Here is a 20,954-nt window from a genome sequence, read left to right as displayed (position 1 = left end):
TGAATCCCGGGCGACGCCGCCCACGAGGGGCGCGGGCAACCGTGCGACCAGCGACGATGCACGCGCGCCCCGCGGACTGCGGACCTCCCCGCGCCGCTACCGCTTGGCGACCTTGCGGGTGGCCCGCAGCCACTCCTTGTTCATGCTCGTGATGGACATCAGCGGGATGCCCTTCGGACAGGCCGTCGCGCACTCCCCCGCGAGGGTGCAGCCGCCGAAGCCCTCCTCGTCCATCTGCGCCACCATGTCCAGCACCCGGGTCTCGCGCTCGGGAGCGCCCTGGGGCAGCACATTGAGGTGGTTGACCTTGGCGGAGGTGAACAGCATCGCCGCCCCGTTGGGACACGCGGCCACGCATGCCCCGCATCCGATGCACTCGGCGTGCTCGAACGCGAGGTCGGCGTCCGGCTTGGGCACCGCGGTGGCGTGGGCCTCGGGCGCGGCGCCGGTGGGGGCGGTGATGTAGCCGCCGGCCTGGATGATCCGGTCGAGGGCGCCGCGGTCGACGACCAGGTCCTTGACGACGGGGAAGGCGGCGGCCCGCCACGGCTCGACGTCGATCGTGTCGCCGTCCCGGAAGGACCGCATGTGCAGCTGGCAGGTGGTGGTGCGCTCCGGTCCGTGCGCGTCGCCGTTGATGACGAGCGAGCAGGCGCCGCAGATGCCTTCACGGCAGTCGTGGTCGAAGGCGACGGGGTCGTCGCCGCGCAGGATGAGCTCCTCGTTGAGGGTGTCGAGCATCTCCAGGAAGGACATGTCGGGCGAGATGCCGTCCACCTCGTACGTAGACATCCGGCCGTCGGCGTCGGCGTTGCGCTGCCGCCAGACGCGCAGTTTGAGCTTCATGCATAGCTCCGCTGGGTGGGGTGGACGTACTCGAAGACCAGGTCTTCCCTGTGCAGGGTCGGGGCTTCGCCGGTCGTGGTGAACTCCCAGGCGGCCGCGTACCCGAACGTGTCGTCGCGGCGGGCGGCCTCGCCGTCCGGGGTCTGCGACTCCTCGCGGAAGTGGCCGCCGCAGGACTCGGCGCGGTGCAGGGCGTCGAGGCACATCAGCTCGGCGAGTTCCAGGTAGTCGACGACCCGGTTGGCCTTCTCCAGGGACTGGTTGAACTCCTCGCCGACGCCGGGGACCTTGATGCGCCGCCAGAATTCCTCGCGGATCTGCGGGATGCGCTCCAGCGCCTTGCGCAGACCGGAGTCGGTGCGGGCCATGCCGCAGAACTCCCACATCAGCTCGCCGACTTCGCGGTGGAAGGAGTCCGGGGTGCGGTCTCCGTCGACCGCGAGCAGCAGGTTGAGCCGGTCCTGGGTCTCGGCCAACACCTCGCGGACGACGGGGTGTTCGTCGCTCACCTCGTCCTGGTCCGGGTTGCGGGCGAGGTAGTCGTTGATGGTCGCCGGGAGGACGAAGTAGCCGTCGGCCAGGCCCTGCATGAGTGCGGAGGCGCCGAGGCGGTTGGCCCCGTGGTCGGAGAAGTTGGCCTCGCCGATCGCGAACAGGCCGGGGACGGTGGTCTGCAGGTCGTAGTCGACCCAGAGTCCGCCCATCGTGTAGTGCACGGCCGGGTAGATCCGCATCGGCACCTCGTACGGATCCTCGTCGGTGATCCGCTGGTACATGTCGAAGAGGTTGCCGTACCTGGCCTCGACGGCCTTGCGCCCCATGCGCCCGATGGCGTCGGCGAAGTCCAGGTAGACGCCCTGTCCGCCGGGGCCGACGCCCTTGCCCTCGTCGCAGACGTTCTTCGCGGCGCGGGAGGCGATGTCGCGCGGGACCAGGTTGCCGAAGGAGGGGTAGATCCGCTCCAGGTAGTAGTCGCGCTCCTGCTCGGGGATCTTGTTCGGCGGCCGGTCGTCGCCCTTGGCCTTCGGCACCCAGATCCGGCCGTCGTTGCGCAGCGACTCGCTCATCAGCGTCAGCTTCGACTGGTGGTCGCCGGTGCGCGGGATGCAGGTGGGGTGGATCTGGGTGAAACAGGGGTTGGCGAAGTACGCGCCGCGCCGGTGCGCCCGCCAGATCGCGGTGGCGTTGGAGTTCATCGCGTTCGTCGACAGGTAGAAGACGTTTCCGTAACCACCGCTGGCGAGGACGACGGCGTCCGCGAAGTACGTGTCGATCTTTCCGGTGATGAGGTCCCGGGCCACGATGCCGCGGGCCCGCCCGTCGACGACGATCAGGTCGAGCATCTCGGTGCGCGGGTGCATCTCCACGTTCCCGGCGGCGATCTGCCGGCTCAGGGCCTGGTAGGCGCCCAGCAGCAGCTGCTGGCCCGTCTGGCCGCGGGCGTAGAAGGTCCGGGAGACCTGCACACCGCCGAACGAACGGGTGTCGAGCAGACCGCCGTACTCCCGGGCGAAGGGCACGCCCTGTGCCACGCACTGGTCGATGATCTCGACCGAGATCTGCGCGAGCCGGTGGACGTTGGACTCCCGCGCCCGGAAGTCGCCGCCCTTGACGGTGTCGTAGAAGAGGCGGTGCACGGAGTCGCCGTCGTTGCGGTAGTTCTTCGCCGCGTTGATGCCGCCCTGCGCGGCGATGGAGTGGGCGCGGCGCGGGGAGTCCTGGTAGCAGAACTGGACGACGTGGTAGCCCTGTTCGGCGAGCGTGGCGCCGGCCGAGCCGCCCGCGAGCCCGGTGCCGACGACGATCACGGTGTGCTTGCGCCGGTTGGCCGGGTTGACCAGCTTGGCCTCGAACCGGCGCTTGTCCCAGCGCTCGGCGATGGGGCCCGAAGGGGCCTTGGCGTCGACGATCGGCTCGCCGGTCGGGTAGTCCGCGTATTCGGTAGTCATGTTCAGCTCACCACTCCGGTCATGACGCCCACGGGGACGGCGATGAAGCCGGCCGTGAGCAGCAGCGCGAGGACGTCGGCGCCGGCCTTCAGGGCACGGTCACGGGTGCGGCTGCCGGCGCCGAGGGTCTGTGCGGCGCTCCAGAAGCCGTGCCGGACGTGCAGGCCGAGCGCGAGCATCGCGACGATGTAGATGACGTTGCCGTACCAGGTGGAGAAGGTGTCGACCACGTTCTGGTACGGGTGTCCGGACTGGAAGCCGCCGCTGTGCACGGTGCCGGTCGTCAGGTCCAGGATGTGCCAGACGATGAACAGCGCGAGGATGACTCCGCCCCAGCGCATGGTGCGCGTGGCGTAGTCGGCCCGCGGCTTGCTGTGCACGTACTTCGTCGGACGGGCCCTGATGCCGCGGCGGCTCAGCTGGTACGCGGACACGGCGTGCGCGACGACGGCGGCGACCAGGACCACGCGGATGATCCACAGCGCCCACTCGTAGTGCAGGAAGGGCTCGCCGAGGGTGCGCAGCCAGTGCGCGTAGTGGTTGAAGTCGCCCGATCCGAAGAAGATCTTGAGGTTGCCCAGCATGTGGACGACCAGGTACGACAGCATGATCAGACCGCTGACGGCCATCACGGTCTTCTTGCCGACGGACGAGTCCCACATGATGCGCGTCATGGACGGTTTTCGGTCCGTCCCCGGTGCCAGAGCCATGGGTCCGACGGTAGGACCGGCCCACCCCATCGGTCCAAGACATGGTCTGCCTGGTTTCCATAGGAGATGACTATCGGCGGTTTAGGCTTGCGGCATGCAGTTCCAGCAGCTCCAGTACTTCGTGGCCGTCGCCGAGACCCGGCACTTCACCCGCGCCGCCGAGCTCGTGCATGTCGCGCAGCCGTCGCTGTCGCAGCAGATCAAGGCGCTGGAACGGGAGTTGGGGGCGGATCTGTTCCTGCGGGCGCGCGGCAACATCACGCTCACCGACGCGGGCGAGGCGCTGCTGCCGCTGGCCCGGCGCATCCTCGCGGACACCGAGACCGCGCGGTACGAGGTGCAGGAGTTGGTGCAGCTGCGCAGCGGGCGGGTGCGGCTCGGGGCCACGCCCAGCGTGTGCACCGGCCTGCTGCCGGACGTGCTGCGCGCCTTCCACGACCGCTACCCGGGCATCCGGCTGATGATCGAGGAGGGCGGTTCGCACGATCTCGTCCGCGAGCTGGCCCGCGGCGCCCTCGACCTGGCCCTGGTCGTCCTGCCCCTGCCGACGCCGTCCCCCGCCCTGACGACGGTGGAGCTGCTGCGGGAGGACCTGGTCGTGGTGTCCTCCCCCGAGGCCGCCAGGCCGGGGAACGGGGGCCGGACCGTGCGGATCGCCGATCTGGAGCGCGAGCCCCTGGTGATGTTCCGGCACGGCTACGACCTGCGGGAACTCACCGTGGCCGCCTGCCGTGCGGAGGGGTTCGAACCGGACTTCGCGGTGGAGGGCGGGGAGATGGACGCGGTGCTCGGGTTCGTGCGGGCCGGGCTGGGCGTGGCGGTCGTCCCGCGTATGGTCGCCGCCCGGTCCGGGCGCGGGCTGCGGGTCACCCCGCTCGCCCGGCCCGGTCTGCACCGCACGATCGCCCTCGCGCACCGCAGCGACGTCGCGCCGCCACGGGCGGCCCGGGAGCTCCAGCGGATGCTGCTGGAGCGCTGATCCGGGCTCGGACCCGGTGAACCACCAGGGCTGATCCGTGCTCGGACCCGGTGGACCACCGGCTCTCAGGCCGGCCCGGCCGGCCTGAGCACCTCCTCGCACCACTGGCGGAAGCCGGTGGGGGCGAGGTCGGGGGTGGGGAGCTGGACGGCGCCGTAGAAGCCCTGGTCGTTCTGGGCGTCGATCATGTCGGCGTACGCCTGCGCCCAGGCCTCGGTCGCTCCGGAGCGCAGGATCGCGGCCTGCTGTGCCGCGACGGTGACGAACTCGGCGCGCACGGGCCGGTCGAGCACCTCGGCGAGAACAGCGGCCATGCCCTCGGGGGTGAGGTCGTCGGGGCTGACCAGGGGGACGTCAGCCCGCCCGGTCCAGGAGTCGTCGAGCAGCAGCCGGGCCGCCGCGGCGGCGATGTCGCGCGTGGCGCACAGCCGCAGCACCCGGTCGGGCAGATGCGGCGTGACGAAGACGCCCGTGGCACGGATCGCGGCGGCCTGGCGCAGGGTGTTCTCCATGAGGGCCGGCGGGCACAGGGCCCGGTAGTGGACGCCGGTGGCGGCGATCTCCTCGTCCATGGCGAGGCCCACCGAGATCAGCCCGGCGTTCCTCGCGACGCCGCGGCCGAGGGTGGAGACGGCCACGACCCGGGTGATGCCCTGGGCGCCGATCGCCTCGCACAGCGACTCGTTGAAGGCCCGGTACTGTCCCTCGACGCTGTCGACGGCAGGGTCCGGCGGGACCAGCCAGAACACGCGGTCCGCGCCCTCGCACGCCTCCTTCAGGACGGCGGGGTCGGCGTGCGAGCCCCGGACGACCTCCACCCGGTCACGGACCTGCGGGTCGAGCCGGGCGGGGTCGCGGACGATCACCCGGACCGGTGCGGCCGCGGCGGGGTCGTCGAGGAGACGGGCGACGACCTCACGGCCGATCTGGCCGGTCGGAGTGGTGACGACGATCATGAACTGCTCCTGGAAGAACGGTGGTCGGGATGTCGTCGAGCCTGCCGCCGGACCCCGCCGAACTGAAGGACCGCTTCGCTCCCGCTTGTTACCCTCAGGGCAATACCGATCGAAGGGCAGGCCGATGGAGTCCCGTCCGCTGCGCTATTTCGTCGCGGTCGCCGAGGAGCTCAACTTCGCCCGCGCGGCGGACCGGTTGGGCATCTCGCCGCCGCCGTTGTCCCGGGCCGTCCGTCAGTTGGAGACGGAGCTGGGAGCGGTCCTGTTCGAGCGGACGACCCACAGCGTGACGCTGACCGCCGCCGGTCAAGTGCTCCTGGCGGAGGCCCGGTTCGCGCTGGAGGCGTTGGAGGCCGCGGAGCGACGGACCCGGCGTGCGGCCTCCGACGAGCCGAAGCTGGCGCTGGCGGTGAAGGCCGACGGGGACGCCGGGCTGCTGGAGGCGATCCTCGCGCGCTACGCGGCCGACCCCGCGGCGGCGCCGGTCTCCGTGCGGCTGTGCGCATGGCACGAGCAGACCCGGTTGCTGCGCCGGGGCGAGGCCGATGTCGCCCTGGTCTACGAGCCCTACGACCGCGGCGGCCTCGATGCCGAGCAGCTGGCCGCCGAGCCGCGCGTCGCCGCCCTCGCCGTGGCCCATCCGCTCGCGGCCCGGGTCGCGCTGACCCTCGCCGACCTGGGGCTGCGCCCCGACGAGGCGCACGCGTACATGGACGAGGTGCGCGGCAGGGGGAACGACCTCGCCCAGCTCCTCACCCTGGTGGGCCTGGGCGAGGTCGTCCCCCTGCTGCCGGCGTCGGTGGCCGACCGGTATCCCCGGCCGGGCGTCGTCTACCGGCCGGTCCTGGACGCGCCGCATGCCGTCCTGGTCGTGGCCTGGCCGCAGCAGTCCCGCTCGACGGCCACGGCGGCCTTCGTCCGGGCGGCCACGGCGGTCGCCGAGGACGTCCGGGAACGGCGGGCGGGCTGACGCCGGACCGCCTCGGGCGGTACCGGCGTCCCCTGGCTGCGGTGGGGTTGCGTGGTCGTCCGCCCCTGGCCGCTCAGGCCGTCGCGTCCACCAGGGCCAGCTCGTGGAGCCTGTCCGGCGGGCCGGGGCGGGCGTAGTACCAGCCCTGGGCCGTGTCGCAGCCCAGTATGCGCAGCTGCTCGGCCTGGGCGCCGGTCTCCACGCCCTCCACCGTGACCGCGAGGTTCAGGCTGTGGGCAAGGGAAACGATCCCCTCCACGATCTTGAGGTCGACGGGGTCCGCCGGGAACTGCTGCATGCCCTGGGTGAAGGAGCGGTCCAGCTTGAGCACGCTCACCGGAAGGCGGCGCAGATTGGCGAGGTTGGAGTAGCCGGTCCCGAAGTCGTCCAGGGCGATGTCGACGCCCATCTCGGCGAGCCGGCGCAGCGGCTTGAGCAGATCGTCGTCGGCGCCGATCAACGCCGACTCGGTCACCTCCAGGCACAGCGCCTCCGGTGCGACGCCCGCGCGTTCCAGGATGTCGACGGTGTCCTGCACCAGCCCGGGGTGGGTGAGCTGGCAGGGGGAGAGGTTGACGTTGATGCGGAGGGGGTCGGTGTCCCCGCCCCGCTCCCGCCACTCGCCGGCCTGGCGGACCGACTCCTCCAGCACCCAGCGGCCCAGCGGCACGATCAGCCCGGTGTGCTCGGCGAGCGGGATGAACCGGTCGGGGCCGAGCACCCCGTGCTGCGGATGCAGCCAGCGCACCAGGGCCTCCGCGCCGCGCACACTGCCGTCGCCGAGGTGGACCAGCGGCTGGTACTCGATGAAGAACTCACCGCGTTCCAGGGCCGCCGGGAGCGCCGTGGTCAGACCGTGCCGGGTGATCGCACGGGCGTCGGCCTCCGGGTCGGCGAGCTCGAAGCGGTTGCCGCCCGCCGACTTGGCCCGGTACATGGTGATGTCGGCGCTGCGCAGCACCTCCGCCGCGCTGCGCTCCCCCGCCGGGCCCTCGACGATGCCGATGCTGCCGCGCACGGTCAGCTCCCGGCCGTCGATGCTCACCGGCGCGATCAGGGCGTTCATGATGCGGGCGGCGAGTTCGTCGACCTCGTGGCGGGTGTCCCGGCCGGTGGTCAGCGCCACGAACTCGTCGCCCCCCAGACGGGCGACCATCTCGCCGGGCGCGGTCGCGCAGGACTGGAGCCGGTCGGCGACCTCGACGAGCAGCCGGTCGCCGGCCGCGTGTCCGAGGCTGTCGTTGATGGTCTTGAAGCCGTCCAGGTCGAGGTAGCACAGGCCGAAGCGCTTGCTCTCGCCGGCGCCCAGCACCTTCTCCAGACGTTCGAAGAACAGCGTGCGGTTGGGCAGGCCGGTGAGCGCGTCGTGGGTGGCCTCGTAGCGCAGCCGGAGGTTGAGCAGCCGGCGCTCGGTGGTGTCCTCCATCAGGGCCAGCATGTACTGCGGTGCGCCGTCGGCGTCCCGCAGCAGGGAGACCGTCAGGTTGGTCCACAGGACCGTTCCGTCGGGGCGGCTGAACGCCTTCTCCGTGTGGAAGTGCTCGCGTTCGCCGCGGACGAGTTCGTCGTAGAGCTTCCAGATCTGCGGCGCGTCCTCGGGATGCGTCAGATCCTCGACCTTGCGGCCGCGCAGACTCTGCTCGGACCCGCCGAACATGCGCAGCAGCGCCCCGTTGACCTGGAGGACGTTGCCTTCCAGGTCGGCGATGCTGATTCCTATCGCGGCGCCCTCGAAGACCGCGCGGAAGCGGGCCTCGCTCGCGTGCAGCGCCTGCGCGACCACGCCCTGGGCCTGCAGCGCGGCCCTGGCGATGGTCTCCTGTTCGGCGAGCGTGCGCTCGCGCAGCGCGTGCGCGTACCCGGCCGCCATGGCGTGCTGCAGCCGTGAGGCGCGGGTGCGCAGGTCCTCCTGGGGACCGTCCTCGCCGCAGTAGAGCACCAGGTAGGCGTCGACGCAGTCGAGGGACCGGCTGAGCGCCTCGGGGTCGGTGCAGTGCACGTCGACGAGGGCGGCGCCGACGGCCTTGCCCGCGGCGGCGTCGAAGGCCCGCTCCAGCAGCGCCTCGCGCAACCGCCGGGCCAGCGGCAGAAGTTGTTCCTCCAGCTCGGGCCGGGTCAGCGACGTCGCGGTCACCGGGAACACGGCCCGGCTCCAGATCGTCGCGAACCGCCGCAGTCTGTCCTGCGGCCCGTCCGGCTCCGCGCTCACGCGGTACGCCCCAGGCCGGCGAAACCGGTGAAGGCCCAGGGGTCCTCGTCCTCAGGCGCCGTGTCCGGCCGCCAGTGCGGCGTCGGCACCAGTCCCGGTTCCACCATGTCGTACCCCTCGAAGAACCGCGCGATCTCGTCACGCGAGCGCATGATCAGCGGGTTGCGAATGTCCTTGTATACGTCCACCGCGCCCTCGGCCCGGTCCGACGGCTGCGGGATTCCCTCGTACGAGGCATGCGTGAGCACCAGCAGACTGCCCGGTGCGAGCGCGGCGCCGAGCGCGGCCACCGCCGCGTACGGGTCGTCCGCGTCCTCGACGAAGTGCAGTACGGCGACGAGCAGCAGCGCCACCGGTCGCTCCAGGTCGATCAGTTGCTCCACCTGCGGGCTGCTCAGGATGTCGTGCGGCTTGCGCAGATCGGCGGCCACGACGTCGGCGTCGGCGTTGTCCGCCAGCACCGCCTGGGTGTGCGCGACGGCCACCGGGTCGTGGTCGACGTAGACCACGCGCGCCCCGGGGCTCGCCGCCCGGGCGACCTCGTGGACGTTGCCGAAAGTGGGGATGCCGGAGCCGATGTCCAGGAACTGGGTGACGCCCTCGGCCGCCGCACAGCGCACGGCCCGGCGCATGAACGCCCGGTTCGCCTGCATGATCTTGGGAAGCCCCGGCATGAACTCCATGGCCCTGCGGGCGGCGTCCCGGTCGACCTCGAAGTTGTGCGAACCGCCCAGGTAGTAGTCGTGGATCCGCGAGACACTCGGCACCGAGATGTCGATGCTCCGAGGGGCCCAGGCGGGACGCTCCATCAATCTCTCCAAGGCGTAGGCGATCCGGTGTTCGAGCTGAGGCTACTGATCGCCCGCCAAACGGGCGAGTGGAAACGGAAATTGACCGTCCGTTCCCGGTCACTGCCTGCGGCACGTGCCGAATCGACGCCCCCCGTGGGGCTACGAAGGGTGCCCGGGACGTTCCGGAGAGTTCCGGGCGGTCCACAGGGCGGCGAAAGTCTACGCACAGGAAGCGGGGGGCGGACAAGCACAGCGGTCCGCCCCCTCCGTGCGGCGCGGAGGGGGCGGACCAACGGTCGTGCGCTATGGGGCAGTTGCGGGGATCAACCCTGGGGAGGTGATCTCTACTGCTCCGGCGCTCCGACCAGCTTTCCGTCGGGTGCGACGGCGTACCACGTGCCGCCGACGCCCTGGCCGTTGATGTCTCCGGGCGCCTTGTCACCGGAGAAGGTGTAGATCGGCGAGCAGTTGATGGTCTGCTGCTTGGTGCCGTCGCCCCGGGTGAAGTTCATGTAGCCCTTCTCCTGGATGCCCTTGGTCTCCGCGAAGTCCACGGGCGCGACCGCCGGCCACTTCTCGAGGCAGGCGCCGTTGCAGTTCGAGACCGGCTCGGGCCACGCCTTGTCCTTGATGAACCGGTAGACCGTCATGCCGTCCTTGTCGACGACGATCTTGCCGAGGTTGGGGTCGTTGCGCACCGACAGACCGGGCAGCTCGGTGCCGGCCTCGGAACCCGAGCCCGCGCCCGACTTGGCGGCCTTCTTGCCCTCGGGCGTCAGCGCGAACCACTTGTTGCCCACGCCCTGACCGGTGGTGTCGCCGGCCTTGGCGTCCTTGGCGTAGTAGTAGGCGGGCCAGCCGGCCACGGTCAGCTGCTTGCTGCCGTCGGTGCGGGTGACCTCGCCGAGCAGCGACTTGTCGATGCCGTCGCCGGCGCTGATGTCATCGGCGGAGACCGGCGGCCAGGTGGTCGCGCAGTCGCCGTCACAGTTGGACTTCGGCGGTTCGGCCGTGTCCGCGTCAAAACGGTAGAGGGTCTTGCCGGCGCCGTCGGTAAGGATCTTGCCGAGGTCCGTGTTCGCGGAGATGGCCAGTTCGCCCGCTGCGCCCTGGGCACCGGCACCGCCGGTCGCGCTGGCGCTCGCACTGGAGCCGACACCGCTGCCGACGCCGGTTCCGACACCGACTCCCGCGATGCCACCGGCCGGGGCCGTGGCCCCGACGTTCTGGCTCGACGACGTGCCGCTTTCAGAACCGCACGCCGTCGTCAGCGCCAGAACGGCCACAGCGCTCGCCGCGAGTGAGGCGCTCCGCCAGGTGGTCTTCATCGTCAACAACTCCCCGATCGTCACAAGGGTGTTGCAGCGCCCTGCTGCGCCGCCGCACGGCCCTGAGTACGCAGGGGGGTGGTCGTTGCGTTCAAACCCGGCACAAAATTCTTTCTGCGACCTGTGACGCGGGCCGCGACCGGCCACCGTGGCGACGACCGCGGCGGGTGCCGTGACCTGCCGCGAAGGGCCCGCGAAGGCCCGCGCCGGTCGTACATGCGCACGAGGCATCCGGATGTGCGCGCGCATCGCGGGCAAACCTGCGGAGCGGAACTTCCCCCGTTCGGGGCAATCCTCGTAGGGCGCGGGCGTAGGGCGGTGCGCGAGGCCGCATGATCTCCGTCGTGCATGGATCCGAACCGACCCGATCCGCCCTCGTCACCAGGGCAGTGGCCCTGGGAGTCGTGGCCTGGATCCTCGCGGCCGCACCGGCCGGGGTGGCCACGGCCGACGCGTGCGCGTACGCCTCGACGGGCCCGGACGGCACCGAGGCGGTGGCGGTCGCCGGCGGCCACAAGTGGCCGTCTCCCCCGGTGTGTCCGAAGCCGACGCCGACGCCCACCCCGACGAAGCCGAAGCCACCGCCCAAGCCCACGCCCACGCCGCCCCCCGCTCCCACCCCCACACCGACCCCGCCCCCACCTCCGAAGCCGACGCCGAAGCCGCCACCCGAGCCCGCGCCGCCCCCGAAGCCCAGGCCGCCGGCGCCGAAGCCGCGCCCGACGCCGCCACCGCCGGCGCCCGCGCCCCGGCCCGCGGCGCCGCTCCCCCGGCCGGTCCCCACACCCACGCCGACTCCCACCCCCGAGCCGACGCCCCCGCCCAAGCCCACACCCCGGCCCTCCCCGACCCCGGTGAGCTATCCGGTGTACCACTCCTCGCCGCATCAGCGGCCCGCCCGCGGCGGCCAGTCGCCGGTCACCTACGTCCTGCTCATCACCGTGCCCGCGGTGATCGCCGTCGCCGCGCTGCGACCGCGCTGACACCGATGCTGGAGGCATCTCTTGCCGGAATGGCTTGTTCTCACCCTCGCGATGCTCGCCGCCTGTGCGGTGGTGGTCGTCGTGACCCTCGTTCGACACCGCAGGGCGCCCGAGGACGAGGACCCCTCCGAGACCCCGGACGTCATCGAGTACATGACGATGTGGATCGGCGTGGTGTACGCCATCGTCCTGGGCCTGGCCATCGCCGGGGTCTGGGAGGCGCGCAGCGTCGCACAGGACCACGTCCAGGCGGAGGCGCAGGCGCTGCACGAGATCTCGGAGCGGGTGCGGGTCTACCCGGCCGACGCCCGTGACCGTATTCGGGAGGATGTCAACGCCTATGTCGGACACGTCGTCACCACCGAGTGGAAGAAGATGGCCGACGACGGCGAGGTGACGGAGCGCGGCGACGAACTCCTGCAGCAGGTCCGGGTGGACGTCACCGACTACGAGCCGAAGACCGACTTCCAGGCGCAGGCCTACCAGCCGCTGCTCGACCAGATGGCCGCGGCCGACCAGGCACGCAACGCCCGCGCCGCCTCGACCGGGGCGACCATGCCCGGGGTGGTGTGGTTCGGGCTGCTGGCCGGGGCGGCCATCACCATCGGCATGGTGTTCGCGCTGCAGATCCGGCGCACCCCGCGCGAACTCGTCCTCGCCGGGCTGTTCTCCGCACTCATCGCCTTCCTGCTCTTCCTCATCTGGGACTTCGACGCGCCCTACAGCCGGGGCATCACCGCGTCGGCGGAACCGTTCCTCCACCTCTTCCCCGGCATCAAGGGCTGAGATCCTGAACGGCTCGGGCGTTCGGGGGCGGCCGCCACGCCGGCGCCGTCCCCTGTGCGGCCCACACGCGTGCCCCATTCGCCCGACTGCGATCGCGCGAGCGCACACATGTTCCTAGCGTTTCGGTCATCGAGGTGCATTTATGGCGCAAGCGGAACAGGTCCGCAGCTGCTCCTCGGGGACCGGAGGATCCACCATGCGCGCGATACGCGTCGCTTCGGCCGCCCTGCTGGGCGTCACCGCCCTGACCTTCTGCGCACCGGTCGCCGTCGCCAGCGGCGAGGACGACCACTACGTCATGTCCAACGGTTACAGCCTGCTGCCCTCGGCCGTCTCGGCGGGCGGGCAGGTCACCGTTCAGGTGGACCGCCACACCAGCGGCTGCAGAAGCTCCGTGACGGTCACTTCGGGGGTGTTCGACTCGGTCGTCATCCCGCGGGGCTCCTCGTCGGCGGTGGTCCTGGTCGACCGGTACGCCAAGGCGGGCGCGTCGTACCGGGTGACGTTCAGCTGCGGTGGCCTCAGCGCCGTCAAGGAGTTGACGATCGTCGGCGGCCGTCCGGTCCCACAGGGCGTGCACGCCGGTGAGGGCGGCACCGTCGGCGGGTTCGACCTCAAGGAGATCGGGCTGGGCGCGGCGCTCATCGCGGGTTCGGTGGGCGCCGCGTACTGCTTCGCCCGGCGGCGCACCGCAGAGGACGGCGGCTGACGGCTCGGGCAGGCGCAGCCCCGTTCGCGCGCAGGCCTTCGCCCCGGATCCCAGCAGGGACCGGGGCGAAGGCCTGTTCACGGGTCAGATGCGGCGCTCGGTGCGACGCCGCATCCAGAACAGTCCGCCGCCGAGCAGGGCCGCGGCGACGAGTCCGCCGCCGATGGCCATGTCGGTGGGGGTGGCGCCGGTGGTGGTGCTGCCGCCGAGACCGCCGCGGACACCGCCGATGACGGTGAAGGCGGCCGGGCGGGTCAGGGTCCGGCCGGAGCAGTTGACGGTGATGTCGTAGGTGCCGGGCCGGGCGTTGTCGTCGATGGTCGCGGTGCCCTTGGCGGTCTGGTTGGCGCCGGCGATCGGCGTCAGGTTGGCCTGCCGGAAGGCGTTCGAGGTCATGGTGCCGCCGGTGGGGCAGCCGTCGACGGTGACCGTGATCTGGCCGCCGCGGGCGATGACGGCGGGCAGGACGACGATGTTGCTCGGATTGGCGCCCATGCCGTCGCGTGCGACGGCGACGGGGGCGGCGACTCCCAGGGTGGCGACCGCGACAGCGGAGACCGCTGACGCCGCCAGAACACGAGTGGTACGCATGTGATCCTCCGCGGAAGGCGCCCCGGGGCCCGTCCCCGGCATGTCGGCGAGAAAGCGCCTCCCAAAAAGACCCTCAGATGCCGTGCACGCGCCCGCATTTCGGGAATGGTCCGTCCTGGTGAGCGGACACGCCGAGCAAAATGCTTGCAAAGGGATATCGCCGCAGGTCACGACCCGTCAGAAAATTCCTGCCGTCGGCAACTCGGATGGCGCACCGCAAGGACACCGGGCCACCCGTTCGCTGTCGCCCCGTCGCCGGTTCGGGCCGGGGGACTTAGCGTTCTCGTATGCGCGAAAGGACGTGGCGACGGCCGCGTCGAAAGGGGATGGCGAATGTCTGCGTACGAGCTGTCCGAGGCGGCGGAAGAAGAGGAGCGGCGGAAGAAGCGCGCCCCTTGGGGCGTGATAGCGCTTGTTCTGCTGACCGGTCTCGCGCTCATCCGGAACGGGTCGGGGGAGTTCGACATCGGCCCGCCGCAGCCGGCCTCGGCGGCGGCCGCGGACGGCCGCACCGCGGGCGGCGCCTTCGGCCGGACCCCGACTCCGCTGCCCTACGCCGAGCCGGACCGGGTGCGGATCCCCGCCATCCAGGTGAACGCGCCGGTCATGGCGGTCGGTCTGGACGCGGACGGCTGGGTCGGCGCGCCGCCGCCGGAGGACCCCAATCTGGCCGGCTGGTTCACCGGTGGCGTATCGCCCGGCGAAAAGGGAACCGCGGTCGTCGTCGGCCATGTGGACAACCAACTGGGACCGGCGGTCTTCTACGGTCTCGGCGCCCTGAAGAAGGGAAATCGCGTCGAGGTGGCGCGTAAGGACGGAAAGACCGCGATCTTCGAGATCTACGGCATCGAGGTCTTCGAGAAGAACAATTTCCCCGGCGACCGCGTCTACGCCTCCAAGGGCGCCCCCGAATTGCGCGTCATCACCTGCGGCGGCGGTTTCTCCAAGGCGAACGGATACGACGGGAACGTCGTCGCCTTCGCCCGCCTGGTCGAGGTCCGCTGAGCGGTGCCCGACCGGGCGGGCGGAGGCCGAGGGGCCGTCGGCCCCCGCCCGTTCAGACGTACGGCCGGTGCGGGACGGTGAGGTGGTAGCCGGAGTCCAGGAGCTCCGGCAGATAGCTGCGCAGCGCGCGCACGCTCTGCGAGCGGTCGCCGCCGGCGTCGTGCGAGAGCACCACGACGCCGGGCGCGGCGCCCTGCTCGACCCGCTCGACGATGGCGCCGGCGCCGGGAGAGGTCCAGTCGAGGGTGTCGACCGTCCAGGCGAGGGGTTCCATGCCCAGTTCGGCGCCGAGTTGGAAGGCGGCGCGGTTCCAGGCGCCGTAGGGGGCGCGGAACCAGCGGGGCCGTTCGCCGTACCCCTCCTCGATGACGTCGCAGGTGCGGGACATCTCGGAGCGGATCCGGCGGCGGGTCAGTCCCGTGAGGAGGGGGTGGGACCAGGTGTGGTTGCCGACGATATGGCCCTCGTCGGCCATGCGGCCCAGCAGGTCCTGGTGGTCGGCCGCCATCTCCCCGCACACGAAGAACATCGCGGGCACCTCGTACTCGGCCAGGGTGTCGAGGATGCCGGGGGTGTAGCGGGGGTCGGGTCCGTCGTCGAAGGTCAGCACCATGGCGCGGCCGTGGCCGGTCATCCGCAGCAGCGGTTCGCGGCGCACCGGCGGGCGGGCCGGCGCGGTGCGCGGGGGGCCGTAGCCGGTCAGCGGCTCGAGGCGGTAGGCGGAGGGCTTCAGCGGGACGCCACGCGGCGGGGCGCCGGCGGCGGGGACGGCGGCCCGGACCGGCCTGCCGTTCTCGCCCCGCACGAACACCTGGGCCGTGCCGACGCCTGCGACGACGGCGGCCCCGGCGAGCAACGCCCGGCGCCGCGTGAACAACTGATCCTTCTTCATGCATTATCAGTCGCCCGGCCGAGCCCCGGCCCACCCCAGCGACACCGCTCCGGCGGCACGATTCCACCCGCCTGGCGCAGTGCCGTCCCGTCCCTGTCCCCGTCTCGTCCGCTCCCGTCAGCGGTGGCGTACCAGCGGGAAGGGCAGGGTCTCGCGGATGGTGAGGCCGGTGAGGAACATGACCAGGCGGTCGACGCCGATGCCGAGGCCGCCGGTCGGGGGCATCGCGTATTCCAGGGCGTCGAGGAAGTCCTCGTCGAGCTCCATCGCCTCGGGGTCGCCGCCCGCGGCCAGCAGGGACTGCTCGGTGAGACGGCGGCGTTGCTCCACGGGGTCGGTCAACTCGGAGTAGGCGGTGCCGAGTTCGGTGCCGAAGGCGACGAGGTCCCAGCGTTCGGCGAGCCGGGGGTCGGTGCGGTGCTGCCGGGTGAGCGGGGAGACGTCGGTGGGGAAGTCCTTGTAGAAGGTGGGGAGTCGGGTCTTCTCCTCGACGAGCCGCTCGTACATCTCCAGGACGACGTCGCCGCGGCCGTCGTCCGGTGTGTACGGGACCGAGGCGCGGTCGCAGTGCCGTCGCAGGACCGTCAGGGGGGTGTCGGCGTCGATCTCCTCGCCGAGCGCCTCGGAGAGCGCGCCGTGGACCGTTCGCACCGGCCACTCCCCCGAGATGTCGTACTCCCGCCCGTCCTTGCGGGCGACCGGCGAGCCGAAGGCGGCCGTGGCCGCGCCCTGGATCAGCTCGCGGGCCAGGTCGAGCATCACGTCGTAGTCGGCGTACGCCTGGTAGGCCTCCAGCATCGTGAACTCGGGGTTGTGCTTGTAGGAGACGCCCTCGTTGCGGAAGGTGCGGCCCATCTCGAAGACCTTCTCCAGGCCGCCGACGCACAGCCGCTTGAGGTACAGCTCGGGGGCGATGCGCAGGTAGAGGTCGAGGTCGTAGGCGTTGATGTGGGTGGTGAAGGGGCGGGCGTTGGCGCCGCCGTGGATCTGCTGGAGCATCGGCGTCTCGACCTCCAGGTAGCCGCGCTCCAACAGGCCCTGGCGCAGGGCCTGTACGGCGGTGGAGCGGGCGCGGACGACGTCGCGGGCGGCGGGGCTCGCGATGAGGTCGAGATAGCGCATGCGGACCTTGGCCTCGGGGTCGGTGAGGCCGCGGCGCTTGTCGGGCAGGGGGCGCAGGCACTTGGCGGTGAGCTGCCAGGAGGTGACGAAGACGGTGGGCTCGCCCTTGTCGCTCGTGCCGACCGTGCCGGTGGCGGTGAGGTGGTCGCCGAGGTCGGTGTCGGCGCGGAAGCCGCCGAGGGCCTCGCGGGTGAGGGCGAGTTGGCGGTCGCCCGACCAGTCGCGCAGCGTCACGAAGACGATCCCGCCGAAGTCGCGCACCCGCATGACCCGGCCGGCGACGGTGACCGTCTCGCCGGTGCGCACCTCGGCGAGGGTGTGGGTGCGGGGCGGGACGCCCACGGGATAGGGGTCGGCGCCGGCGGCGCGCAGCCGGTCGAGCTTGCGGCGCCGGACGCGGACCTGTTCGGGCAGGCCCGCGTCCGGGCCGGTGCCCCCGGCCTCGTCCCCTCCGTCGAGGCCGAGCGCCGCCAGGGGCGGCAGGCTCCCGGTGGTGGCGGGGCGCGGCCCGCCGTTCGGATTCCGCTTGCCCCAGAGCTTGCGCAGCGAGGGCACGGAGACGAAGCCCTCGGCGATGCCGGAGGCGAGGCCCACCCGGGCGAGGGAGCCGGCGTCGCCGTAGCAGAGGAAGCGGGGGTACCACTCGGGGCGGTACTTGGCGTTGGACCGGTAGAGGGCCTCCAGCTGCCACCATTTGGAGAAGAACAGCAGCAGCCGGCGCCACAGCCGCAGGACCGGTCCGGCGCCGATGCGGGCGCCCTCCTCGAAGGCCGACCGGAAGACGGCGAAGTTGAGGGAGATCCGGTGCACGCCGAGTTTGGGGGCGGCGGCGCACAGGTCGGCGACCATGAACTCCATGACGCCGTTGGGGGCGGAGCGGTCGCGGCGCATCAGGTCCAGGGAGACGCCGTCCGTGCCCCAGGGGACGAAGGAGAGCAGGGCGAGGAGGCGGCCGCCCCGGTCCAGTGCCTCGACGAGGAGGCAGTCGCCGTCGGCGGGGTCGCCGAGGCGGTCCAGGGCCATGGAGAAGCCGCGTTCGGTCTCGGTGTCGCGCCAGGCGTCGGCCCGGTCGACGATCTCCTCCATCTCCTCGTCGGTGAGGGTGGAGTGGCGGCGGACCCGGCAGCGGGCGCCGGTGCGGCGCACCCGGTTGACGGCCTGCCGGGTGACCCTCATCTCGCGTCCGGCGAGGTCGAAGGAGGCGACGTGCAGGATCGCCTCGTCGCCGAGTTGCAGGGCGCCCAGGCCGGCGCGGGCGAAGGCCTTCGCGCCGTCCTCGGAGGCGCCCAGGACCGCGGGCGCCCAGGCGTGCCGGCGGGCCGCGTCCAGCCAGACGGCGATGGCGTGCGGCCAGGCCTCGCGGTCGCCGACGGGGTCGCCGCCGGCCAGGCAGACGCCGGCCTCGACGCGGTAGGTGACGGCGGCCTTCCCGCTGGGCGAGAAGACGACGGCCTTGTCGCGCCGGGTGGCGAAGTAGCCGAGGGAGTCCGCCTCGCCGTAGGCGTTCAGCAGGGCGCGGATGCGGGGTTCCTCGTCGCCGTGCAGGGCCGCTTCCATGCGCTGGGAGCGGAACAGGGCGGCGGCGGCGTTGAGGAGGGCGAGGGCGCCGAGGAGGCCGAGGACGAAGTAGAGGGCGCGGGGCGGGCGGCCGTCGAAGGAGCGGGTGGAGACCAGGCCGCCGAGGACGTGATTGGCGGCCCAGCCGAAGCGCTGGCCGGCCGGCAGCGTGCCCGGGAACAGCTCCACCAGGCCCCACCCCGCGAGGATCGCCAGGGCCAGGCCGACGAGCAGGACGGCGAGCGCCCGCCGGACCGCGCCGCGGCGGGAGGCGGCGTAGAACTCGCCGCGGGCGAGCACCAGCAGGCCCAGGGCGAGCGCGCAGACCGCCAGGGACGGGATGGACTGCGCGTAGAGGCCGAGGGCCACGCCGAGGATGTCGGTGAGGACGAGCAGGCCGAGGTAGACGACGACCAGCCACCAGGCGACCTTCTTGCGGGCGGCGGTGGCGGCGGCCAGCAGGAGGAGGAAGACGGCGTAGGCGAGGTTGGCGCTGACCGGGACGATGAGGAGGTCCAGGAAGCGGACGACCGGGCGCAGCAGGCGGCGCAGCGGCGGGATGAGGGCCAGCAGGACGCAGAGCAGGGCGAGGGCGCCGAAGAAGGCGGCGAAGACTTCGGGCACCCGTTCGAGGGAGCGGCCCGCGAGCCGTCGGGACGGGCCGGAGGCGCGCTTCGCCGTGGCGGTGTCCACGGTGGCACTCATGCTCCGACTGTAGGAACACCCGGGCCGGGCCGCCCGTCGAGCGGCCCTCCCACCGGCCGGACCTGCGGGTTCCGATAGCCTCTGCGCCGTGACGGAACAGCACTCGCAGCAGCCCGAGCACCGGTTCGAGCGGGGTACGGACGGGCCCAAGGTCATCCTGGCCGGCGTGGACGGCTCCGAGTCCTCGCTGCGGGCCGCGGCCTACGCCGCCGGTCTGGCCCGTCGGCAGCATGCGCTGCTCGCCCTGGTGTACGTGCAGCCGGTGATGGCGACGGGCGCCGCGTTCGGAGCGCCGGTCACGGAGGCGACGGACGCGATCGCCGAGGAACTGGCCGCGCAGATCCGGCAGGCCACCGAGCAGATGCGCGGGATATTCGACGTGCGCTGGGAGTTCCGCACCTTCCGCGGCGACCCCTTCAACGGCCTGGTGAAGGCGGCGGACGAACTGAAGGCGGACGCCGTGGTGGTGGGCGCCTCCGAACAGGCCGGCCACCGGATCGTGGGATCCGTCGCGGTGCGGCTGGTGAAGGCGGGACGGTGGCCGGTGACGGTGGTGCCGTAGCACCCCGTCACCCGAGGACCCGAGGACCCGAGGACCCGAGGACCCGGGGACCCGGGGACCCGGGGTCGTCGCTATCCCATCACCAGCCCGTCCTTGGCCGCGCCCCGGCTCAGGACGACGTCGCGGATGCGGTCGCGTACGCCCGCGACCCCGGCGCCCTGGGCGAGGGCCTGGTCGAGGTCGACCACCCGGCCCGCGTCGATGTCGAACATCTGGGGCACGAACTCGGCCTTGCGCACCTCCCAGCGGCCGCCGGGCCGGGCGGGCGGGCCGAAGGTGAAGCGGGCGACGGTGGACTGGCTGCCGCGGGGGTCCGGGACGCCCTGCGGGTTGACCATCTCGCCGGCGATCTGGTCGCCCAGCCCGTAGACGACCCAGGTGCCGTTGACCTTCTCGTAGGCCTGCGGGACGTGTGCGCGGGCGCCGAGGATCAGGTCGATGTCGGGGCGGCCGTCCGTGCGGGAGGCGGTGAGCGTGCGGGCCAGGGCGAGCCGGCGGTCGTCCGGGGCGTCCTGCCAGGCGGTGCCGCCGTGCACGGAGACGACGACCACGTCGGCGCCCGCCTTCCGGGCAGCCTTGGCGTCGGCGACGATCCGGTTCTCGTCGGCGAGGTTGACGGTCCAGGGCTGCCCCGGCGGAAGCGGCTGCCCGCCGGTGTCGTCGGTGTAGGCGAGGTGGGCGACGGTCGCCGGCCCGGCGCGCAGGAGCGTCACCGAGTTGCCCTCCGCCTCGGTGCGCGCGGTGCCCGCGTGCCGTACGCCTGCGGCGTCGAGCGCGTCGAGGGTGCGCTGTACGCCGGCGGCTCCGTCGTCGAGGCTGTGGTCGGAGGCGGTGGAGCAGCCGTCGTAGCCGGTGGCGGCGAGGGCCTGGGCGATCTCGGGCGGGGACCTGAAAAGGGGGTGTCCGGTGTAGTCGCCGTTCGCGCCGTACGGGGTGTCCAGGTGACACAGGGCCAGATCGGCGCGGGAGACGACGGACCTGGCCCCTTCGAGCATGGGGCGGAAGTCGTAACCGGAGCCCGCGGCGCCGCCGGCGTCGAAGCGGGCGCGGTCGATGACGGCGGTGTGCGGGAGGATGTCGCCCGAGGCCACGAGGGTGAAGCCGCGGGCGGCGGACGGCGCCGGGCGTCCGGGCCGGTCGGTCGGCTGGTGGTCTCGGGCCTGGCAGGCGGCGGCCGATGTGAGGAGGGCCGTCAGAGCCAGAGCCACCTGGTGTCTGCGGGCGATCACCGGGTCACCCCCTCTCGCATGGATTGTCGTATTTACGCACGTATCACTACTAGTCCATGACGGACGCCCGACCGG

Annotated in this window: 18 protein-coding genes; 7 read left to right on the top strand and 11 right to left on the bottom strand. The window is 72.2% G+C overall.

The window, feature by feature from the left end:
* Positions 1-96: 96 nt before the first annotated feature.
* Genes ACWD4O_RS31325 through ACWD4O_RS31315 form a run of 3 tightly spaced genes read right to left on the bottom strand, consistent with a single transcriptional unit; the run spans position 97 to position 3,469 of the window.
* The gene (locus tag ACWD4O_RS31325) at positions 97-846 is read right to left on the bottom strand and encodes a succinate dehydrogenase/fumarate reductase iron-sulfur subunit (RefSeq protein WP_450944755.1); all 750 of its coding nucleotides are present in this window, start codon (positions 844-846) and stop codon (positions 97-99) included.
* On the bottom strand, positions 843-2,795 hold the full coding sequence (locus tag ACWD4O_RS31320) for a fumarate reductase/succinate dehydrogenase flavoprotein subunit (protein WP_451284992.1): 1,953 nt from the start codon (positions 2,793-2,795) through the stop codon (positions 843-845). Before ACWD4O_RS31320 ends, ACWD4O_RS31325 begins: the two co-directional genes overlap by 4 nt.
* Positions 2,796-2,797: 2 nt before the next feature.
* The gene (locus ACWD4O_RS31315) at positions 2,798-3,469 is read right to left on the bottom strand and encodes a succinate dehydrogenase (RefSeq protein WP_451285178.1); all 672 of its coding nucleotides are present in this window, start codon (positions 3,467-3,469) and stop codon (positions 2,798-2,800) included.
* Positions 3,470-3,599: 130 nt separating this feature from the next.
* Here ACWD4O_RS31315 and ACWD4O_RS31310 point away from each other — a divergent pair, with 130 nt between their 5' ends.
* On the top strand, positions 3,600-4,484 hold the full coding sequence (locus ACWD4O_RS31310; protein WP_450944753.1) for a LysR family transcriptional regulator: 885 nt from the start codon (positions 3,600-3,602) through the stop codon (positions 4,482-4,484).
* Between the two features lie 65 nt (positions 4,485-4,549).
* Here ACWD4O_RS31310 and ACWD4O_RS31305 read toward each other — a convergent pair whose 3' ends face one another.
* Positions 4,550-5,440, bottom strand: coding sequence for an NAD(P)H-binding protein (locus tag ACWD4O_RS31305; RefSeq protein WP_451284989.1), 891 nt, complete (start codon positions 5,438-5,440; stop codon positions 4,550-4,552).
* Positions 5,441-5,564: 124 nt separating this feature from the next.
* Here ACWD4O_RS31305 and ACWD4O_RS31300 point away from each other — a divergent pair, with 124 nt between their 5' ends.
* Positions 5,565-6,410 (top strand): LysR family transcriptional regulator, encoded by an 846-nt coding sequence (locus ACWD4O_RS31300; RefSeq protein ID WP_451284987.1) that lies wholly within the window; start codon positions 5,565-5,567, stop codon positions 6,408-6,410.
* A gap of 73 nt (positions 6,411-6,483) precedes the next feature.
* Here the strand turns inward: ACWD4O_RS31300 and ACWD4O_RS31295 are convergent, their stop codons facing one another.
* The 3 genes from ACWD4O_RS31295 to ACWD4O_RS31285 all read right to left on the bottom strand — a co-directional run bounded on the left by ACWD4O_RS31295 (position 6,484) and on the right by ACWD4O_RS31285 (position 10,738).
* A complete protein-coding gene (locus ACWD4O_RS31295) occupies positions 6,484-8,619 on the bottom strand; it encodes a putative bifunctional diguanylate cyclase/phosphodiesterase (RefSeq protein ID WP_451284985.1) in 2,136 nt (711 codons plus the stop codon).
* Positions 8,616-9,428 (bottom strand): SAM-dependent methyltransferase, encoded by an 813-nt coding sequence (locus tag ACWD4O_RS31290; RefSeq protein WP_451284984.1) that lies wholly within the window; start codon positions 9,426-9,428, stop codon positions 8,616-8,618. The genes ACWD4O_RS31295 and ACWD4O_RS31290 overlap by 4 nt, the downstream gene beginning before the upstream one ends.
* A gap of 326 nt (positions 9,429-9,754) precedes the next feature.
* Positions 9,755-10,738, bottom strand: a complete 984-nt coding sequence (locus ACWD4O_RS31285) for an SCO0930 family lipoprotein (RefSeq protein ID WP_451284982.1) — start codon at positions 10,736-10,738, stop codon at positions 9,755-9,757.
* A gap of 344 nt (positions 10,739-11,082) precedes the next feature.
* Between ACWD4O_RS31285 and ACWD4O_RS31280 the strand changes: the two genes are divergently transcribed.
* The 3 genes from ACWD4O_RS31280 (at position 11,083) to ACWD4O_RS31270 (ending at position 13,216) form a co-directional block, all read left to right on the top strand.
* Positions 11,083-11,721 (top strand): hypothetical protein, encoded by a 639-nt coding sequence (locus ACWD4O_RS31280; RefSeq protein ID WP_451284980.1) that lies wholly within the window; start codon positions 11,083-11,085, stop codon positions 11,719-11,721.
* A gap of 21 nt (positions 11,722-11,742) precedes the next feature.
* Positions 11,743-12,507, top strand: coding sequence for a bestrophin-like domain (locus ACWD4O_RS31275; protein ID WP_451284978.1), 765 nt, complete (start codon positions 11,743-11,745; stop codon positions 12,505-12,507).
* A gap of 196 nt (positions 12,508-12,703) precedes the next feature.
* Positions 12,704-13,216 carry a hypothetical protein gene (locus ACWD4O_RS31270; RefSeq protein WP_451284976.1) on the top strand — a complete coding sequence of 171 codons (513 nt, stop codon included), beginning with the start codon at positions 12,704-12,706 and terminating at the stop codon, positions 13,214-13,216.
* A gap of 84 nt (positions 13,217-13,300) precedes the next feature.
* Here the strand turns inward: ACWD4O_RS31270 and ACWD4O_RS31265 are convergent, their stop codons facing one another.
* Complete coding sequence (locus ACWD4O_RS31265) at positions 13,301-13,807, bottom strand: hypothetical protein (RefSeq protein WP_451284974.1); 507 nt, start codon at positions 13,805-13,807, stop codon at positions 13,301-13,303.
* A 333-nt stretch (positions 13,808-14,140) separates the two neighbouring features.
* Between ACWD4O_RS31265 and ACWD4O_RS31260 the strand changes: the two genes are divergently transcribed.
* On the top strand, positions 14,141-14,812 hold the full coding sequence (locus ACWD4O_RS31260) for a class F sortase (protein WP_451284972.1): 672 nt from the start codon (positions 14,141-14,143) through the stop codon (positions 14,810-14,812).
* A 52-nt stretch (positions 14,813-14,864) separates the two neighbouring features.
* Here ACWD4O_RS31260 and ACWD4O_RS31255 read toward each other — a convergent pair whose 3' ends face one another.
* Together ACWD4O_RS31255 and lysX are read right to left on the bottom strand one after the other, a co-directional pair.
* On the bottom strand, positions 14,865-15,704 hold the full coding sequence (locus ACWD4O_RS31255; RefSeq protein ID WP_451284970.1) for a polysaccharide deacetylase family protein: 840 nt from the start codon (positions 15,702-15,704) through the stop codon (positions 14,865-14,867).
* Positions 15,705-15,821: 117 nt separating this feature from the next.
* A complete protein-coding gene (gene lysX / locus ACWD4O_RS31250; RefSeq protein WP_451284968.1) occupies positions 15,822-19,088 on the bottom strand; it encodes a bifunctional lysylphosphatidylglycerol synthetase/lysine--tRNA ligase LysX in 3,267 nt (1,088 codons plus the stop codon).
* A gap of 88 nt (positions 19,089-19,176) precedes the next feature.
* Here lysX and ACWD4O_RS31245 point away from each other — a divergent pair, with 88 nt between their 5' ends.
* Complete coding sequence (locus ACWD4O_RS31245) at positions 19,177-19,650, top strand: universal stress protein (protein WP_451284966.1); 474 nt, start codon at positions 19,177-19,179, stop codon at positions 19,648-19,650.
* Positions 19,651-19,721: 71 nt separating this feature from the next.
* Here ACWD4O_RS31245 and ACWD4O_RS31240 read toward each other — a convergent pair whose 3' ends face one another.
* Positions 19,722-20,879: a CapA family protein gene (locus tag ACWD4O_RS31240; protein ID WP_451284964.1), complete on the bottom strand. Its 1,158-nt coding sequence runs from the start codon at positions 20,877-20,879 to the stop codon at positions 19,722-19,724.
* Between the last annotated feature and the right edge of the window lie 75 nt (positions 20,880-20,954).

This window comes from Streptomyces sp. NPDC002623 (assembly GCF_053592635.1).
This window is presented reverse-complemented; position numbering and strand designations above follow the sequence as displayed.

Bases quoted from the DNA above. Each gene is read 5' to 3' on its own strand.
- ACWD4O_RS31260 (WP_451284972.1), top strand. From the start codon at position 14,141: ATGTCTGCGTACGAGCTGTCCGAGGCGGCGGAAGAAGAGGAGCGGCGG.
- ACWD4O_RS31320 (WP_451284992.1), bottom strand. From the start codon at position 2,795: ATGACTACCGAATACGCGGACTACCCGACCGGCGAGCCGATCGTCGAC.
- ACWD4O_RS31315 (WP_451285178.1), bottom strand. From the start codon at position 3,469: ATGACGCGCATCATGTGGGACTCGTCCGTCGGCAAGAAGACCGTGATG.
- ACWD4O_RS31310 (WP_450944753.1), top strand. From the start codon at position 3,600: ATGCAGTTCCAGCAGCTCCAGTACTTCGTGGCCGTCGCCGAGACCCGG.
- ACWD4O_RS31270 (WP_451284976.1), top strand. From the start codon at position 12,704: ATGCGCGCGATACGCGTCGCTTCGGCCGCCCTGCTGGGCGTCACCGCC.
- lysX (WP_451284968.1), bottom strand. From the start codon at position 19,088: ATGAGTGCCACCGTGGACACCGCCACGGCGAAGCGCGCCTCCGGCCCG.
- ACWD4O_RS31305 (WP_451284989.1), bottom strand. From the start codon at position 5,440: ATGATCGTCGTCACCACTCCGACCGGCCAGATCGGCCGTGAGGTCGTC.
- ACWD4O_RS31300 (WP_451284987.1), top strand. From the start codon at position 5,565: ATGGAGTCCCGTCCGCTGCGCTATTTCGTCGCGGTCGCCGAGGAGCTC.
- ACWD4O_RS31265 (WP_451284974.1), bottom strand. From the start codon at position 13,807: ATGCGTACCACTCGTGTTCTGGCGGCGTCAGCGGTCTCCGCTGTCGCG.
- ACWD4O_RS31255 (WP_451284970.1), bottom strand. From the start codon at position 15,704: ATGAAGAAGGATCAGTTGTTCACGCGGCGCCGGGCGTTGCTCGCCGGG.
- ACWD4O_RS31325 (WP_450944755.1), bottom strand. From the start codon at position 846: ATGAAGCTCAAACTGCGCGTCTGGCGGCAGCGCAACGCCGACGCCGAC.
- ACWD4O_RS31285 (WP_451284982.1), bottom strand. From the start codon at position 10,738: ATGAAGACCACCTGGCGGAGCGCCTCACTCGCGGCGAGCGCTGTGGCC.
- ACWD4O_RS31290 (WP_451284984.1), bottom strand. From the start codon at position 9,428: ATGGAGCGTCCCGCCTGGGCCCCTCGGAGCATCGACATCTCGGTGCCG.